This is a genomic window from Paraburkholderia sp. BCC1886, assembly GCF_900996245.1.
In the GTDB taxonomy this organism is placed as follows: domain Bacteria; phylum Pseudomonadota; class Gammaproteobacteria; order Burkholderiales; family Burkholderiaceae; genus Paraburkholderia.
The window spans coordinates 141,068-157,629 of record NZ_CAAJGK010000129.1 but is presented as its reverse complement, the minus strand read 5'-3'; the positions used below and the strand labels follow the sequence as shown (position 1 = coordinate 157,629).

Here is a 16,562-nt window from a genome sequence, read left to right as displayed (position 1 = left end):
ATTTTCCATGAAGCTCTCGCCGGACTTACCTGGTTCGCCGCATCCGCCGAACTCATCGAGGTCATCATGCTCAAGACGCTGAAGTTGCCCGCCGGCGGCGAAATCGCCCTACTGGGCCTCGTCATCGCGATGATCTCGCTGATGATCCTGCCGCTGCCCACCTGGCTCATCGATATCCTGCTGAGCGTGAACCTGGCGATCAGCGTGACCTTGCTGATGATCACGCTGTACGTGCCGAGCATCTCGTCGCTGTCGGCGTTTCCCTCGCTCCTGCTGTTCACGACGCTCTACCGTCTCTCGCTCAACATCGCCTCCACGAAGTCGATCCTGCTGCACGCCGAGGCCGGCGAGATCATCGACAGCTTCGGGCAACTGGTGGTGGGCGGTAACCTGGTGGTCGGCATCGTGGTGTTCGTGATCATCACCGTGGTGCAGTTCATCGTGATCGCGAAAGGCTCGGAGCGGGTCGCGGAAGTCGGCGCGCGCTTCACGCTCGACGCGCTGCCGGGCAAGCAGATGAGTATCGACGCCGATCTGCGCGCGAACAACCTGACGGCCGAAGAAGCGCGCCGCAAACGCGCGACGCTCGCGCTGGAAAGCGCGCTGCACGGCGGCATGGACGGCGCGATGAAATTCGTCAAGGGCGATGCGATCGCCGGGCTGATCATCACGGTCGTGAATATCGTCGCGGGACTCGCGGTGGGCGTCTCGTATCACGGCATGACGGCCGGCGAAGCGGCGAACCGCTTCTCGATCCTGTCGATCGGCGATGCGATGGTTTCGCAGATTCCGTCGCTGCTGCTCTCGGTGGCTGCCGGCGTGATGATCACGCGGGTCGCCGACGAGCGCGAGGAAAAGCCGCTGTCGCTCGGCGCGGAAATCGGCAAGCAGTTGACCACCAGCGCCCGCGCGCTGGCGTTCGCGTCTTTGCTGCTGCTGGCGTTCGCCGCGGTGCCGGGTTTTCCGTGGCCGCTGTTCCTGCTGCTGTCGGGCATTCTCGGCTTTACCGCGTACCGGCTCGGCAAAGGCAATGCGGGACACGGTGCGCCGGGTAGCGAACCGCTCGGTTCGATGCAACGTGCGGGCTCGAAAACCAGTTCGCCTGCCATTCTGGGGCAAGCGCCCGCCTTCACCGCGCCGCTCGGCGTGCGTATCTCCGCGGACCTGGTGGCGCGCATCAACCCGGGCGCACTCGACAAGGCTTTCGAAGCCGAACGCGCGTTGCTGCAGGAAGAACTCGGCTTGCCGTTTCCCGGCATCACGCTGTGGGTCTCGGACCGCGTGCCGCCCTCCAGTTGCGAATTCCTGATGCACGACGTGCCGCAACTGTCGCTGGCCTTGCCGGCCGGCAAGGTGGTGCTGCCCGACCTCGGCGCAGCAACCGCGAGCGAAGCGCGCGCGGACGCCGTCGATGCGACGAACCCGGTCACGGCTGCGGCCGCGCAGGAAACGGACAGCACGACCGCACTGATCGCACGCTGCGACGTCGGCTCGCCGCTCGCCGCGGACGGCCGGCAGACCTACTGGATCGACGAAAAAGCCGCGCCCGCCAAGACCCGCGTGTGGCGCGCGGAACAGCTGATCGCGCACGCGTCGGTGGCCTTGCTCAGGCAGCACGCGACGCTGTTCGTCGGCGTGCAGGAAGTCCAGTACATCCTCGAACAACTGGGCGCCGACTATCCCGGACTGGTCGCCGAAGTGCAGAAGGTGCTGCCGCCGCAGCGTATCGCCGACGTACTGCGGCGTCTGCTCGAAGAACAGGTGTCGATCCGCAATGCCCGCAACATCATGGAGAGCCTGATTACCTGGGGGCCGAAAGAAAAGGACATGCTGATGCTCACCGAGTACGTGCGCGGCGACCTGTCGCGCTTTCTTGCGCACCGTGCGGCCAACGGTGCGAAGCAGTTGCCGGTGGTGTTGTTCGACATGCCGGTCGAGCAGCATATCCGCCAGGCCATCAAGCAGACGCCGACCGGCAACTATCTGGCGCTGCCGCCGGATCAGGCGAAATTCCTGGTCGACAGCATTCAGACCTTCGTCGGCCCGGTGCCGCGCGCGGGCATCGCGCTGGTTACGTCGATGGATATTCGCCGCTACGTGCGCCGCATGATCGAATCGCAACTCGGTTGGCTGTCGGTGTATTCGTACCAGGAACTGGGCGCGCACGTCGATCTGCAACCGATGGGCCGGGTCACGTTATGAGCCGCACGACGCGTCGCGGGCCGAGCCGCGAGAGCACGCGCGTGAACGCGAGCGGCTGAGGACCGGGCCGCGCCATGTCACGCATCCATCGCCCCGCCCGCATCATCGCGCCCGAGCATCCCGAGCAGGAAGGCGCCGGTGCGCCGCGCTCGCGGCGCGTCGACTATGCGGCGCTGCTGCGGCGCCGCCTGACGCCGCGCGACCCTTCGGCTTCGGGCGACGGCGACGGCGAGTCGGCGGGCACGGCAGGCTCGGCGCAAGCCGGCACCGATCTGCCGGACGACGACGCGCCGGACCCCAGCGTGTCGTCCGGCCCCGGCGGCCATGCCGGGCGCAAGGCGGGCACGCTCGCCGAGCGGATCGGCTCGGTCAGCGTGCCGATCGTCGAAGCGGTGTACCGCCAGCAAAACCAGTTTATCCAGCTCACCGCGCGGGTTGCCCGCGAAGTCGCGGCCTTCTGTGCGAACCGCGCGATTACCCGGTCGGGCAACTGGGAAGTGCGCCTGCCGCTCGATCCGAAGCTGTTGCCCGACACCACGCTGTATCTGACGCTTTCGCCTCTCTGTCTGCAGCTTCGTTTCGACGCGCAGGATCCGTCGAGCCGACAACTACTCTTGCAGCACAGTCATCTGCTCGACCGCGAACTCACCGAACTGCTCGACGCCTGGGGCGAACCGCGCCAGGTGGACATCACCATCTGGTGACTTGCCGCCTACGCGATACGTCGCCGTGCGGCGAGCGCCTCAACGCCGACCTCGACGTCTAACTCATGGCAATCGCGCTGGACGAAACCGCTCCTCACGAAGACCGCCTCGCCGATTCCGGCCGCCCGCGCGCGGCGGCTGTGGCCGCGCACACGCGTTCCCACGTGCCTGCGCCAGCGGACCGGCACTCGCTCGCCGCGCATCTCGAACGCGTCGGCGAAGCGGCCGCGCAAGCGTCACGGGTGCTGTTCGATGCGCGGCTGGATGGGTTGGTCGCGCGATTGTCCGGCATCGAGAACTGGCAGTTGCAGCCTGTATCCCGCGACGACGCCGCACCGCCTGTCGAGGAACCCGGCCGGATCGTGCTGGCGCACGTCGCGGGCACGATGTCGATCGATGTCGATCTGCGCAGCTATCCGGCCTTGCAGATACTGGCGTCGGCTGAACCAGTCAGCCCCGCTGAAGGCAGCGCGAACGCCGGCGCGGCGCAGGCGTTGCGTCAGTCGATCGCGGCGGCCCTGCTCGCGCCGCTGGTCGAAACGCTGCTGAGTGCGGGCATCGGCACCTGGCGCGTCGCCGAAGTGCGGCGCCTCGATCCGGATGCACCGGCGGCGTCACGTGCCGACGCCGCCGATCGCGCGGACGCCCTGCTCGCACACGTCGCGCTCACCGCAGGCGGCCGGCATCACACGGCGCACGTGCAGGCGAGTCCGGCCATCCTGGCGCTGCTGGAGCGCCGCATCGCCTCGCTGCACGAGCACGCCGCGCCCTCCACGTCGGGCGCTCATGCCTCGACACCCAATCTGGCGGTGCGCTCGCCGTCCCTACCGGCGTGGCGCATTCCCGGCCGTATCACGATCGGCGCGCGGCGCATCGCGATCGCCGCGCTCGAAGCGCTGCGGCCCGGTGATGTCCTGTTGCGCACGCTTCCTCACGCCACCGAGACCGCACTGGGTCTCGGCCATCCGTTCCGGGCCCATGCCGCGTGGGGCACGCCCGGGCTGACCCGGCTCAATGTCGCGGTCCAGATCGACGACAACCGACTTGCCATTCTCGAGGACCCCATCATGAACGACGAAGCGCAGTACCCCGACGACGGCAGCCCGCCGCTCACCGTCGACCTGCAAGGCGACCCGATCGAAATCGGCGAACTCGACCTGCCGGTGCAGTTCGAACTGGACAGCGTGGCCTTGCCGCTCGCGCAACTGTCGTCGTTGCGACCGGGACACGTGATCGAACTCGACACGCCGGTCGCCGATGCGCAGATCCGCCTGGTCGCGCACGGACAGACCATCGGTTACGGCGAACTGATCGCGGTCGCCGAACATCTCGGCATCCGCATCGTCAGAATGGCGCACGGCGATGCTTCAGTACGGTGACATCACAGGACTGCTGCTCGTCGTACTGGCGATCAGCATCCTGCCGTTCATGGCGATGGTGGTGACCTCGTACATGAAGATCGTGGTGGTGCTCGGCTTGCTGCGCAACGCGCTCGGCGTGCAGCAGGTGCCGCCGAACATGGTGCTCAACGGCATCGCGATTCTGGTCTCCGCCTACGTGATGGCGCCGGTGCTGATTGCCGCGTCGAACGGAATGTCCGCCGATGCCGGTGCGAATGCTGCCGCCGGTGGCGCGTCTTCTTCGCAAACGGTGATCCAGGCGTTCGGCGCCGCGCGCGAACCGTTCCGCAAGTTTCTCGAAGCCCATGCGCATGAACGCGAAAAGCGTTTCTTCCTGCGCTCCGCGTCGCTCGTCTGGCCCAAGGAACAGGCCAGTCAACTGAAGGAAACCGACCTGATGGTGCTCGCGCCGGCTTTCACGCTGAGCGAACTCACCGACGCGTTCAAGATCGGCTTTCTGCTTTACATCTCGTTCATCGTGGTGGATCTGATCGTCGCCAATGTGCTGCTCGCGATGGGCCTGAACCAGGTGCAGCCGACCAATGTCGCGATTCCCTTCAAGCTGCTGCTGTTCGTGGTGATGGACGGCTGGTCCACGCTGATTCACGGACTCGTGCTGACCTACAGGTGATCTCATGGACATCGACACGCTGATCGGCGCCACCGCGCAAGGCATGTTGCTGTGCCTGTACTGCTCGCTGCCCATCGTGCTGGTGGCCGCGCTGGTCGGGCTCGCGGTGTCGTTTCTGCAAGCCATCACCTCGATGCAGGATCAGACCTTGCCGCACGGCGTGAAGCTCGTCGCGGTGGTCATCGCGATCGTGATTGCCGCGCCGCTCGCCGCGTCGGCCGTGCTGCATTTTGCCAACCAGATGATGCGCACCGCGCTGCCGTTATGAGCGTACTTGCCGTCGTTCCATCCGGCTCTGCGCGGCTTGCGTCTGGACGTCTGCCGCGTCGTTCGTGGGGTGGAAGCCGATGACTCCGGTCTCGCCGAACGCGCCGGTCGCGCGCGCCAACTCCGTCAATTCCGCCGACTCCGCCGCGCAAACCGATCGCGCGCGAGCCGGACACGCCGATCAGGCAGCACGCAGCGATCATCGCGCCGCGCTGTATCGCGGCCGTACCACCTTCGCGCACGCGCGCCACGCTCAGGCGAAGCTGCTCGCCAACAAATCGCACGCTGACAAATTGCGCGACCGGCTTGCGCAAGTCAAACGCGCGCGTGCGAAACAGCGCGGCCGGTTCGCGCAGTCGGCCAAGGCCGCGCAGATGCGTCAACGGCCCGCCGGTGCGCATGCGTCGCTGCCGCGCGGCGGCGCGGGCCGTCATGCGTCGTCGCGCGTGACTCGCGACGGCGGTCGCGGCGGTGGACAACGCGGCGGTAAGCAGCAGTCTCAGCAGGACGGTCAGAAAGACGGGCAAGGCCAGCAACCGCGCCGTCCGCGCGAATGGCGCCTGTCGGGAGCGGGCAACGTGGTGCGACGGCCCGGTGCAACCGCGGATCGCATGACCATGCCCGACTGGCTCAGCGCGGCGATGCAGCATGATGCGGACGCGCCCGGCAACGACGCGCTGATCGACGGTTGTTGCGATGCGCTGCTGGCGCTGCGTGATGAGATCGGCGCGGGTCCGGCGGCGCGTCTCGATGCGCGTTTGTATCGGCTTGCGCAGGAAGGCGCGCTTGCGCGCAGCTTTCTCGGTGCGGGTGCGGCGGCAGGTTTCGGGGCGATCTGTGCGCGCCTCGTCGAGCGTGCTGCGCAGCATGCGGGGAAATTGGCGGGGGTAGCGTCGGCGTCGGCGGCAATGTCAGCGTCGGTGGCGTCGGTGGCGTCGGTGGCGTCGGTGGCGTCGGTGGCGTCGGTGGCATCGGTGGCGTCGGTGGCATCGGTGGCGTCGGTGGCGTCGGTGGCATCGGTCGCGCCGACCGCGATTCCGGCGCCTCGCGTCGACGGTTTGCGCGTCGTCGGCTCACCGGAAGGGGCGAGTGCATCGAGCGGGCGCACACCGGCTACGAGGTCGAACGCTTCCTCCGCTGCCGGATCATCGATCATCCAGCGTGTGCAGGATTTCAACCTCCTGCTGCCGCTGCATCTGCTGATGCTGGAGCGCCCGCTAATCGAATCGCGGGCTGCCCGCACGGCCGGCGCGCTGGCCTCGCTGAGCGCCGGTGCAGGCGGCAACGCGCCCGACGAGACTGGCGGATCCGCACAAAGCGCCTGGCCGCCGGACTCCGCATGAAGACTTCGCCTGCCTGCCGACCGCTTCGCGTCGCGTCGCGGAATGCCGGATCGGTGCGGCTAAAGTGCAAGCATCGAAAGCAGGCCAGCCGCAGGTCCGCATCACGTAGACAGACGATCCAGCCATGAAACTGCTACGCATTCTCACGGGTCATCACGCCGGCGCGCAGGTGCTGCTGGAGCCCGGCACGTACCGGATCGGCACCGATGACGACGCCGATATCCAGATCACCGACTGGCGCGGCGTCGATGTACTGCTCAGCGTCGAAGCGGACGGTGTGGTGAGCAGCCAGCGGCTGGAAACGCCGGCGATGGCGGTGGCCGAAGCGGGTTCGTCAGGGGCCGCAGCGGCGCACGCGAACCCAACCGCAGATGCGGCGACCGGCAAGCAGGCAGCCCGTGCGCAATCCGCCGGCCCTGAGACTCACGACGCAGACGGCGCTGAGGGCGACCCGGCGGCAACGCTCGATCCGGGTTGCGTGCTGATGGTCGATTTCGTGCCGATGCAATTCGGCGACACGGCGCTGTGCATCGGATGGGCGGACGCCGAGTGGCCCAGCGACCTCGCCCTTCTCGCGACGCTGCTGAGCGCACCTGGAGAAGCGCAGCGCGAGGCCGACAACGCCGTGCACGCGGCGGCGCGCGTCAAACGGCGGCGCTACACCGGCATCGCCGCGTTGTGTGTGGTGTTGAGCGCGGGCGCGGTCGGCATCAGTTTCGCGCTGACCACGAACGTGAGCCGCGCGGCCCTGACGCCGCCGGACGTGCAACTCGAACAGAGCCTGAATCGCGCGCTGTTCGACGCGCATCTCGACGAGTTGCACGCCACTCGCGAAGCGGGCGCCGTCGCAGGCGACGGCGCCCCGGCAGGCGGCAAATCCGGCGATGACACGGCGCGTGCGGTTGTCGGCGGGATGGTGCGCAGCAGCGGTGAAGATGCGCTCGCGCGGCAGATCTTCGAGCGCATGCGGCCCGGTGTGGTCGTGCGCCACTACGGTATCGCCGACGATACGGCGCGCGGTATTCGCGACGCGATCGGCGTGGATGGCGTGCAGGTGAAATACGACGGGCATGGCGTGTTCACGGTGTCGGGCACGGTCGCCAACCGTCAGCGCGTGGAGAGCGCGTTGACCCGGATTCGCGGCGATCTCGATCACAGCGTGACGCAGATCCGGGTCGCGCTGACCGATGTCGCGCAGCCTGCTTCGGCGCCGGCGCTGCCGCAGGGCACCTTCACGGCGCTGGTGTCGTCGGGCGACGTGCAGTACGCCGAGACGCCCGATGGCGTGAAACATATTTACGCGGTCCCGGATAGCGCGGCAGCCTCGGGCGCGACGACGGAGGATGCGGCGGCTAGTGCGGCGGCTAGTGCGGCGGCCAGTGCGGCGCCTGGCGCAACGACGAATGCGATGAACGCCACGAACGCCTCGTCCACCACAACCGCGAGCGTGCCCGTCACGACGGCGTCCGCAGCACCGACCGATGCAACCCCGGCGTCACGCGAGCCGCGTTCGACGGGCAATACGAACACGATCGGCATGGCCGGCCAGGTGCCCTTGCCTTCCGACTGACGTCATGCCCAACTAGCCGCCGCACTAGCCGCTGCACTAGCCGCCGCACCGAACTACCGGAGAAATGTCATGTACGAAGCACTCGAACGTCATGCCGACGATTTCAACGACCTGCAGAACCTGCTCGCCGATCCGTCCTCGGGCCAACGTCTGATCGATCTCGAACGCGCGTTGCAGCAGAGCGCGCAATCGGTCGGCGACGCTCAGGGCGGCAACGAACTGGACCGCAGCAACCGCTCGAAAATCTACCAGGGCTTGATGGCCGCGAGCCGTGTCATCGCCCAGTTGCGCGAGCAGGAACTGGCTCGATGAGCGCGATATGAAGTCAACCCGATTTCCGCGTGCGTGATGCGCGGAATGCCGTGAGGACCGGTGGGCGGCCCTCGCGTCTGCAATACGCTGTTCAACGGACCGGCGCGCGCGAGCGGCCTCTGACGGATGGCGATCTTTTCTACTTCAGAAGGAGTTGATTATGGGTGCGATTACCTCGGCTGCAGGCAACCTGGCAGCAAGCGTCGGCGGCGCCGCGAGCACGGACGCGAGTACCTCCGGCATCACCGGTCAGATCGCCGCGCAAGCGCAACAAAGTCTGGAGATCGCGCAGGCGCAAGCTCAGGCCAGCGTCACGCAGGCCGCCGGCGACGCGCTGAAGAGCGGCGCATCGGGCATCAAAGACGCCGCCAAGGCATCGTGATCGCGCGGGTGCCGGCCCGCGTTAGCGCGCCGGCCGGCACCGTGCGTGCGGTCGCGCCGAGGGTTTCGGTCATGACCGCATCTGTACTGGTTTATGCCTCTGCGTTCGCGCCACACGGGTTGCACCCGGGCGCGAGAGGCCTCCTGTTCTCGCGGCGGCGTCGATGAGTTCAGCAATGTACACCTCGCTGATCGGCGAACTGTGCGCGGCGGTCGGGCTGCCGGACGTCGAGCACGTGCTCGACACGCGCGCGATCGAAGTGGAAGGTTTCGAAGTCCGGCTCGATCACTTCGACAGCGATCCCGAAGCGCTCTACGTGAATTTTCACTATGGCGCGGTGACGGCCGGCCGGGCACTGACGGTGTTCCGCCTGATGCTCGAAGCCAACCTGCTGATCTATGCGCAGGACCAGGCGCAACTCGGCATGGACACCGATACCGGTGGCATCGTGCTGATTCTGCGCGTGCCGTTCGCCGACGACGTAGACGGCGAGGCGCTCGCCGATCTGCTCTCCCATTACGCGGATCACGGCCGCTACTGGCAACAGAACATCATCGAATCGAGCGATGAAATGTTCGAAGGCATCGCGGCCGGCGAATTCGTCTGGCTGCGCGCGTGACAACGCCTGGACCGCCCGCGCTACCCGCGCCGCAAGACAATACGGTGAATGGCCTCACTCCTCGCACCGAAGTCGAGCTTATCGCGTAATATTCAGACAAAATATCACGCTCGGGCGTTAGTCCGGGCGAAGCCACGAACGAGACCACAGACCCGGCCTACAACGCCGCTGTGGCGCGACGCCCAGGGCGATTACCGTCGCCGCGGACCGTCGCTCCGATTTCCGCGACCGCAGGTACGGTGCATGAAACAAGAAAAAACGCTACCCGTCACCGAGGAGCCTGTCACGCTGTTCGGCCGTTTCGCGCTCGCGCGCGATTCGCGCACGCTCTACGCCGACGGGCAGACGGTAACCCTCAACGAGCGCGCCATGGATGTGCTGATCGCGCTCGTCGATGCGCGCGGCAAGATCATCTCCATCGAAGAACTGCAGCAGCGGTTATGGCCATCGCTGTCGATGGTCGCGACCAGCGTGCAGGCGCTAGTGTCCCAACTGCGCCGCGCGCTCGGCGACGACCGCGACCTGATCGAAACCGTGCCGCGGCGCGGCTACCGGCTTACCGCGGCCTGGTACGAAAGCCGCGACGTGCCGGTGTTTCCGGGCAATGACGCGACGTGGCGCTCGGCGCCTGCTGGTTTGTCCGCTGCTTTGCCCAGTGCTACGCCCCCCGCTTTGTCGGCCGCGTTGTCCGCCGCTTCGTCGCCAGGCTCCGCTCCCTTAGCCAGCGCTTCCGGCGGCTTGCCCGCCGACGCCTCGCTGCCGCTCGTCGGCCGCGACGCCGAACTGTCCGAACTGTCGATCCGGGTGCCGCAACAGCGACTCGTCACACTGCTGGGGCCGCGCGGCGTCGGCAAGACGCGTCTTGCACGCGACGCCGCGTTGCGGGTCGCCGCGCTGTTTCACGAACCGGCCGCGTTCGTCGGCTTCGCGGAAGTCACGCTGCCCGGTCAGGTGGCCGCGACAATCGCCGCGCAGTTGCCCCCGCTCTCGCCGCCCCGACGCCCGGAATGCATCGACACGCTGATCGCGCGGCTCGCCGGCAAGCCGACGCTGCTCGTCATCGAGGACGCCGACCATCTCGCGCACGAGGTCGCGGCCGTCGTCGAGGCGCTGCTTGCCGCGACGCCGGTGTGCGTTCTGGTGTGTGCGCAAGCGCCGTTGTTCGCTGCCGCCGAGTACCTGTTGCCGCTGGCGCCGCTGCGTTGCGCGCCGCTGGAGACGAGCGCCAATGCGCCGGCGGATTCCGCGAATCTGGACTGGTCGGACGCGGCCCGGTTGTTCGCGCTGCAGCTTGCGGCGCGCAACGCGTTGCCTCGCTCGAGCGACGATGCCTCGCACAGCGCCGACAGCCTTGCAGCGGTTTCGGTTTGCATTGGCCTGGATGCGTTGCCGGAATTTTTGCCCGAGCGCGCCCGCATCGAATCGATCTGCCGGTCGCTGGGCGGCAATCCGCTCGCGCTCGAACTGGCGGCCACGCAGATCGCCGCGGCCTGCCGGCGCCTGCCGGTTCCGGCCGATGCGCTCGCCGACTGGCACGCTCGCTGGCGCGCCCTGCTGTTACGGCGGACCGGCAACGCCGATGCCACGGTGAATGACGCGACGCTGATCCCCACGCTCGTGGCGCTCGCTTATCGCACGCTCGAAGCGGGCGCCCAGCATGTATTGAGCGGCGCGAGCCTGTTCGGCGGCAAATTCGAAAACGCCGACGCGCTCGCAGTCTGCATGCCCGGCGCGCTCGACGGAAAGGACCAAGAGGACGACGGGATCGAAGAGATCGAAGAGATCGACCCGTCCGGCACGGCCGTCGGCGAGCGTTGCCTGCAAAGGTATTTCACGACGCTGCTCGACGCAGGTCTGCTGCTCGATTCGACGCCCGCGGAAGCGAACGACGATCGACCGGCGGTTCATGCCCGTCTGCTCGATATGCCGCCGGCGGTGCGCCGCTTCGCGCTCGGTGAACTGTCGTACCGTCGCGATTACGAAGCGCTCGCCGCGCGCTACGTGCAGCGAATCGCCGAGCGGCTGACCCAACAGCCGTTGGAACGCTCTGCCGGCGCCGAGCCGTCGCGAACTCGCGGCGGCGCGCAAACGATTGCCACCGTGCGAGTGTCCGACGTGCGCCGCGCGCTCGGCTGGTCGCTCGAAGCCGGACGGCTGGATCTGGCCGCGCGGTTGCTGCAGCACTCCACGCAGGTCTGGGCAGCCGCGCGGCTGATGGACGAACGGCTCCACTGGATCGGCCGCGCGCTCGATCGCGACGGTGCGGTGTCCATGTTGAAAGTGCGCGACCGCATGCAACTGACGCTCGCGCTCGCCCAGGCGCTGCCGGGCTCGCCGGCGGCCTCGGCCGGCGCGGGCATCGAAGCGTGGTGGCGCGTGTACGAACTGGCGACCGCCTGCGCCGACGACGACACCCGCCTGCGCGCCCTGTCGGTGCTATTGATGGGCCTGCTGGAAGCCGGCTTCGGCGAGGAACCGCTCGAGCCGCTCGCGCGCGTGCGCGGGCGCATCGCGCAGGAATGCGACGGCTCGTCCACGCATCCGGGCTTCGGCCTGCTGCACGGCGCGCTGCTGACGCTCGGCGGGCGTCATCATGAAGCCGTCAAACTGCTGGCGCCCGCCGATCTGCCGGACAGCGACGAGTTGTCGGTCGATTCCGCCCTCCCCGCCGACTCCGGTCAGCCGGCCGCCGGCTACGTCGAAGCGCTGGCCCGCAACGGGCTCGCGCTGTCGTTGTGGCTGAGCGGCGCGCGCTCGAAATGGCATCCAGTGCTGTTGCGCACGTTGCGCGAAGCGCGCCAGCGAGCCGACCCGGTGTCGCATTGCGCGGCGGCGGCGATGGCAAGCCTGCTGTTCCTGCTCGAAGACAACCTGCCGCGCATGGCGCAACAGGCGCGCGTGCTGTGCGCGATTGCCCAGCGCGCGGGTCTCGACAACTGGTTGCGCGCGGGTCGCGGTTTTCTGCTGTGGGCGGAAGCCGTCGACGACACCAGCGCGGCGGCGACTCAACTCGTCGATCACGCGCTGAACAATCTGACCCGCGGCTACGGCACCGTGATGGACCTGCGCGCGCTGGAGCGCTTTACGGATCTCGCGCTGCTGCAGGCCGAGGGGCCGACGCTGGTGCGTCTCACCGAGCAGATGATCGCCAACCTCGACCGGCTCGGCCGGCGCTGGGTGCTGCCGGAAGCGATGCGCGTGCATGCGGTGTTGCTGCGTCGAACCGGCGCGTCGGTGGCGGACGTGCGGGCGTTGCTGGATCAGGCCGCGCAGGAAGCGCACCGGCAGCATGCGAGGATGTTGTTGCGCAGGATCGAGGTATCGCAGGCGCAGGTGGAGTGATGGGGCGGCGGTGGTGCGGCTGGCGCGGTTGCCGCTGTCGTTGCGTCGGGCGCCGGTGCGTCGGGTGCCGGTGCGTCGGTTGCCGACCCGTCGGCCACCTTGGCATCGCGCGCCTAGCGCGGCTGCGGCTGCATCCGCTGCACGATGAGCCGCACCTGGGCGGCGTATTTATCGCGTTCGGCGGGAGTTTGCGAGTGATACGCGCCGACCGCGCGCCACGTGTTGCCGTATTTCAGCATCATCTTGCGCAGATGCCAGGCGGCCACGTAGATGCTCGCGCACGGGTCCATCAGCAGGCTGGAGGTGATGCCGTAAGTCGACAGCACCGAGAGGTGGATCGAGTTGATCTGCATGAGCCCGTAGTCGATCGAGCCGTTGGTGTTGACCCGGCGCGCGTGGATGTCGTCATGCGATTCCTGCCACGCGAGCGCGCGCAATATCGTCTCGTTGACGTGCTGGTAGCTGGCCGCCTGCGAGAAACAGTCGGCCCGCGCGGCGGGAGCGAGACACAGCAGCATCGCCAGTAGCGCGGCGGCTCGAATGACCATATGCGGATCCATCGGAAGCATGGGTGCCGCGATCTTAAGACCGCCGCCCCGCGCGCCATCAAGCAGATGCGAAAACATGACGCGCCGCGCGAATCCAGCGGTATGGCGGTGGCTGGCTTCGTCTGCGTACACGGCGCTTCGTGGGCTGCATCAAGGTGACATATGCCGGGCCTACCTTGGCTTACGATCCTCGCTCGTTGAGTGCCGTGCGCCATGTCCAAGTTTCACGTGTTCCGATCGGCTGTTCCAGCGGCTCCCGCGCCCGTCGATGCCGAGGGTGCGCAGGCGGCGCACACCGGCGAGCAGGCGCCTGCCGCCGCACCCGAGGTCGCCGACGAAACGGCGCTCGGACGCCTGCGCAATGCGGTCGGCCGCACCGGCGCGCGATTGCGTACCCGCAAGATCGAAGTCAGCACGGCCGTGTATCAGACGACCCTGAACGGCAAGCCACTCGATGCGGCCACTCTCACGACGGGCGGCACACGCTATCCGGCGAAGCCTGCGAAGGCATCCAATGCGCCCGGCACGCCGCTCCTCAAAACCGAGAAGCAGAGCCTCGCCGCGCTCGCCAGGACAGCGCGACGGCGCACAGCACAGGTGGATGTCGCGGACGTCGCGGATGTTGCGACGGTCGACGAACCCGATCCACTCGACGGGACGGACGCGCCCGCAAACCCACAGCGGCTCGCCACCGCCGCGACCGCTCACGCCGGCGAACCCGTGCCGATGGTTCCGCTCGACGCGCAAGCCGCGCTGCCCACGGCGATGGACGATCGCGCCGGCCTGCTCGCCTACGTGAGCCGTGCGCTTCCTTCACCGCCCGGCGATCTGCTCGCGGCCGCCCAGTTTTCGCACTCGCTGGCAGAACTCGGCGCCGCCGACGGCGCGCCGTCCACCACGCGCGGCGCGCTGATCGCCCAGGCCTTGCGCGAGGCCGGCGTGGAAACCAGCGCCGAAGCCGCGCTCGTGCTCGACTCGCTGCGTGGGCTCGACCTCGCGCACCTCGACCAGCAACGCTCGACCTCGCCCGTCGAAGCCAACGCGTGGCGCACCGCCCGCATTCTGGCGCGCACGAACGTCGGCTTCGAAGCATTCGAGCACTTGCGCAGCGGCACGGCGGGCGGCGCGGCGGCAAGTGCGGCGGCAGGCGCGGCGTTAAGTGCGGCGGCAGGCGCGGCCGCCTCCTCCACACAGCTTGCCGCGCGAATGATGCTGCAGGCCGCCGACGCGATGGACGCGGCGAGCGCCACCCCATCGGCCGACCCCGCGCCCGGCGCAGTGGCGGCCGCGCATGCGCCAGCGCCGGGTGTCGCGGTTCGCGAGGCGGCGTTCGCGTGGCGCGCCTACGCAGCCGCCTCGACCTTGCTCACGCATGGCCGGCACGCGCTGACGCCGGATCAGAAAGGCGCGTTCTTCGCGTGGCGGCAGGATTTTCGGGCGGACGCTCGCGGCAGCGATCTGTCGCGCGCCCGCGAGCGTCTGAACAAGTTTTCCGCGAAGAGCGTCGCGCGGGTCGACGAGCCGCGCTGGAAGAGCTTCGCGCCGCGCGTGTTCGGCAAGCACAAGTCGCCGTTGTCCGCGTTGAGCATGGGCACGCAAGGCTTGCCGCACGAAGCCGCCAACGATGCCGCTGCCGAGGCCGAAGCGGCGATTGCCGCCGCGCCGGATCGCCTCGGCCCCAACGCCAACGCGGCCCGCGCCACCCTGAAAAACGTCGCGCGACAACTGCAATCGAGCGCACGCCTGCGCCTCACCGACGGCGGCAAAGTCGGCGTCAGCACGCGCGGGCTGTCGGCGAACGTCGGTCACCTGCTGCATGCCGGCGCGGTGCCGGTCGCGCCGCGCGTCGATCTGCGCGCGTCGAAGTCGCGCGAGGCGCTGGTCGAACTGAGCCGCGGCACGCAGGGCGTCGAAATGTTCATCGGCACCGCGAAGACGCGCACGCGGCATGCGGGCGCGGGCGCGCTGGTCGGCTACGACGTGGACGTCGGCGTAACCCAGCTGCGCGCCGGCGTGACGGTTCAGGGGGTGCTGCACTCGCAGCAACTCGACGCGCAAAGCGGCGTATCGCTGCGCATCGCGCGGCGTCTGAACGCCAACGGCGACGGTTACGACGACGCCGCCATGCGCGCGAAACTCAATAGCGTGGTCGACCATGTGTTCGACGAGGCCAGCGCCGCGCACACGGGCGACGCGCACGACACCTGGAACCGGCTGGCCGGGCGCTACTTCGACGACCCCGACATCTCCGTCAGCTGGACCGATGCGAACGCCGACTCGGTGAAGCGCGGCGGCTCGGCGGATGCCGGCGTTGCCGTCAAGCTGGGCACGGCCGGCTCGCCGCTGCGCGCCGGTGTCAACCTGGGTCTCGGTTACGAGCGGACAACACGGCAAACCCATGATTCCGCCGAACAGAGCGGCCGCCTGCAGATCGAACAACATCGTGTGGGCGCCGGATCGCGGCTGCTGGCACGACTGAGCGGCACGCTCGGTTCGACCGCATCGGTGGGTTCGGCGCAATCGAGCGCCGGCATCGGCCTGTTATCGCTCGACGCGCCCTCCGCTACCGTCACGTTCGCCGACGACACCCGCGTCGCCAAGGTGCAGTTGGTGCGCGAAGACGGCGTGCTCGTGCATCGCGCATGTTTGCTCGACACCGACTACACGAGCGCCGAAACCTACACCCGTGCGCTCGATGCGAGCCGCCCCGAGTGGTGCGCGCTGTTCGCCCTGCAGATCGCCGACGAACAGCGTGCCGAGCGCGACCGGGCGGCGCAAAACGGCGAACCCGCGCCGCTTCAACGCGACCCGCAAGTGCTGGCCGCGGAACGGCTCGACGCGCATCTGGGCGACGTCAAGGCGAACCGGCGCGCCAATCAGACTTACTTCCACCGCTACCGGCTTAAACGCGATGCGGCGGCGCAGATTTCAACGCTGGAGGCGTTGCAGAAGACATCGACGGGGCCGGTAGCCGAAGCGCTCGATGCGAAAATCGCGGACGTGCTGAACGAGCCGGCGTCGTGGCTGCCGATCGAGTTGAAAGTGAAGGAACGTACGGCGACCACCCGGCGTCCGGGACTGAATTTCGGGCTGCAACTAAACACGCAGACCGCGGCAACCGGCGAGCGCGAAGTGTTCGCGCAAAGCATTCCGTTTGCGCTGGTCGAGGAACTGGACCGGCGCGGCGCGGCTGGGCCGGTTTGAGGCGATTTCAGGCGGGCGACGAAGTGTTCGCCTCGCCT

The 16,562-nt window shown here is 68.2% G+C and carries 13 protein-coding genes; 12 read left to right on the top strand and 1 reads right to left on the bottom strand.

The window, feature by feature from the left end:
* Positions 1–63 precede the first annotated feature (63 nt).
* The 11 genes from sctV to FQ746_RS33950 all read left to right on the top strand — a co-directional run bounded on the left by sctV (position 64) and on the right by FQ746_RS33950 (position 12,772).
* Positions 64–2,202: a type III secretion system export apparatus subunit SctV gene (gene sctV, locus FQ746_RS34000; protein ID WP_186310918.1), complete on the top strand. Its 2,139-nt coding sequence runs from the start codon at positions 64–66 to the stop codon at positions 2,200–2,202.
* 74 nt (positions 2,203–2,276) lie between these two features.
* Positions 2,277–2,906, top strand: a complete 630-nt coding sequence (gene sctP, locus FQ746_RS33995; protein ID WP_144114189.1) for a type III secretion system protein SctP — start codon at positions 2,277–2,279, stop codon at positions 2,904–2,906.
* Between the two features lie 65 nt (positions 2,907–2,971).
* Positions 2,972–4,285 (top strand): type III secretion system cytoplasmic ring protein SctQ, encoded by a 1,314-nt coding sequence (gene sctQ, locus FQ746_RS33990; RefSeq protein ID WP_144114188.1) that lies wholly within the window; start codon positions 2,972–2,974, stop codon positions 4,283–4,285.
* A complete protein-coding gene (gene sctR / locus FQ746_RS33985) occupies positions 4,269–4,937 on the top strand; it encodes a type III secretion system export apparatus subunit SctR (protein WP_144114187.1) in 669 nt (222 codons plus the stop codon). The genes sctQ and sctR overlap by 17 nt, the downstream gene beginning before the upstream one ends.
* A gap of 4 nt (positions 4,938–4,941) precedes the next feature.
* Positions 4,942–5,205 (top strand): type III secretion system export apparatus subunit SctS, encoded by a 264-nt coding sequence (gene sctS / locus FQ746_RS33980; RefSeq protein ID WP_144114186.1) that lies wholly within the window; start codon positions 4,942–4,944, stop codon positions 5,203–5,205.
* A 79-nt stretch (positions 5,206–5,284) separates the two neighbouring features.
* The gene (locus FQ746_RS33975; RefSeq protein WP_144114185.1) at positions 5,285–6,547 is read left to right on the top strand and encodes a hypothetical protein; all 1,263 of its coding nucleotides are present in this window, start codon (positions 5,285–5,287) and stop codon (positions 6,545–6,547) included.
* A gap of 124 nt (positions 6,548–6,671) precedes the next feature.
* The gene (locus tag FQ746_RS33970; protein ID WP_144114184.1) at positions 6,672–8,117 is read left to right on the top strand and encodes a secretion protein; all 1,446 of its coding nucleotides are present in this window, start codon (positions 6,672–6,674) and stop codon (positions 8,115–8,117) included.
* Between the two features lie 69 nt (positions 8,118–8,186).
* Positions 8,187–8,429 carry a type III secretion protein gene (locus FQ746_RS33965; RefSeq protein WP_144114183.1) on the top strand — a complete coding sequence of 81 codons (243 nt, stop codon included), beginning with the start codon at positions 8,187–8,189 and terminating at the stop codon, positions 8,427–8,429.
* A gap of 160 nt (positions 8,430–8,589) precedes the next feature.
* Entirely contained in the window at positions 8,590–8,811 is a 222-nt protein-coding gene (locus tag FQ746_RS33960) for a hypothetical protein (RefSeq protein ID WP_144114182.1), read from the top strand.
* A gap of 163 nt (positions 8,812–8,974) precedes the next feature.
* Positions 8,975–9,430, top strand: a complete 456-nt coding sequence (locus tag FQ746_RS33955) for a CesT family type III secretion system chaperone (RefSeq protein WP_144114181.1) — start codon at positions 8,975–8,977, stop codon at positions 9,428–9,430.
* A gap of 243 nt (positions 9,431–9,673) precedes the next feature.
* Positions 9,674–12,772: a winged helix-turn-helix domain-containing protein gene (locus FQ746_RS33950; RefSeq protein WP_186310910.1), complete on the top strand. Its 3,099-nt coding sequence runs from the start codon at positions 9,674–9,676 to the stop codon at positions 12,770–12,772.
* 113 nt (positions 12,773–12,885) lie between these two features.
* Here FQ746_RS33950 and FQ746_RS33945 read toward each other — a convergent pair whose 3' ends face one another.
* Positions 12,886–13,320 (bottom strand): lytic transglycosylase domain-containing protein, encoded by a 435-nt coding sequence (locus tag FQ746_RS33945; protein ID WP_222105918.1) that lies wholly within the window; start codon positions 13,318–13,320, stop codon positions 12,886–12,888.
* A gap of 213 nt (positions 13,321–13,533) precedes the next feature.
* On the opposite strand from FQ746_RS33945, the gene FQ746_RS33940 reads away from it, so the two are divergent.
* Positions 13,534–16,524 (top strand): hypothetical protein, encoded by a 2,991-nt coding sequence (locus tag FQ746_RS33940; RefSeq protein ID WP_144114179.1) that lies wholly within the window; start codon positions 13,534–13,536, stop codon positions 16,522–16,524.
* Positions 16,525–16,562 lie beyond the last annotated feature (38 nt).

What these genes read in the sequence shown, in the direction of transcription:
- sctP (WP_144114189.1), top strand. Translation starts at nt 2,277, where the DNA reads ATGTCACGCATCCATCGCCCCGCCCGCATCATCGCGCCCGAGCATCCC.
- sctQ (WP_144114188.1), top strand. Translation starts at nt 2,972, where the DNA reads ATGGCAATCGCGCTGGACGAAACCGCTCCTCACGAAGACCGCCTCGCC.
- sctR (WP_144114187.1), top strand. Translation starts at nt 4,269, where the DNA reads ATGCTTCAGTACGGTGACATCACAGGACTGCTGCTCGTCGTACTGGCG.
- sctS (WP_144114186.1), top strand. Translation starts at nt 4,942, where the DNA reads ATGGACATCGACACGCTGATCGGCGCCACCGCGCAAGGCATGTTGCTG.
- FQ746_RS33975 (WP_144114185.1), top strand. Translation starts at nt 5,285, where the DNA reads ATGACTCCGGTCTCGCCGAACGCGCCGGTCGCGCGCGCCAACTCCGTC.
- FQ746_RS33970 (WP_144114184.1), top strand. Translation starts at nt 6,672, where the DNA reads ATGAAACTGCTACGCATTCTCACGGGTCATCACGCCGGCGCGCAGGTG.
- FQ746_RS33965 (WP_144114183.1), top strand. Translation starts at nt 8,187, where the DNA reads ATGTACGAAGCACTCGAACGTCATGCCGACGATTTCAACGACCTGCAG.
- FQ746_RS33960 (WP_144114182.1), top strand. Translation starts at nt 8,590, where the DNA reads ATGGGTGCGATTACCTCGGCTGCAGGCAACCTGGCAGCAAGCGTCGGC.
- FQ746_RS33955 (WP_144114181.1), top strand. Translation starts at nt 8,975, where the DNA reads ATGAGTTCAGCAATGTACACCTCGCTGATCGGCGAACTGTGCGCGGCG.
- FQ746_RS33950 (WP_186310910.1), top strand. Translation starts at nt 9,674, where the DNA reads ATGAAACAAGAAAAAACGCTACCCGTCACCGAGGAGCCTGTCACGCTG.
- FQ746_RS33945 (WP_222105918.1), bottom strand. Translation starts at nt 13,320, where the DNA reads ATGGTCATTCGAGCCGCCGCGCTACTGGCGATGCTGCTGTGTCTCGCT.
- FQ746_RS33940 (WP_144114179.1), top strand. Translation starts at nt 13,534, where the DNA reads ATGTCCAAGTTTCACGTGTTCCGATCGGCTGTTCCAGCGGCTCCCGCG.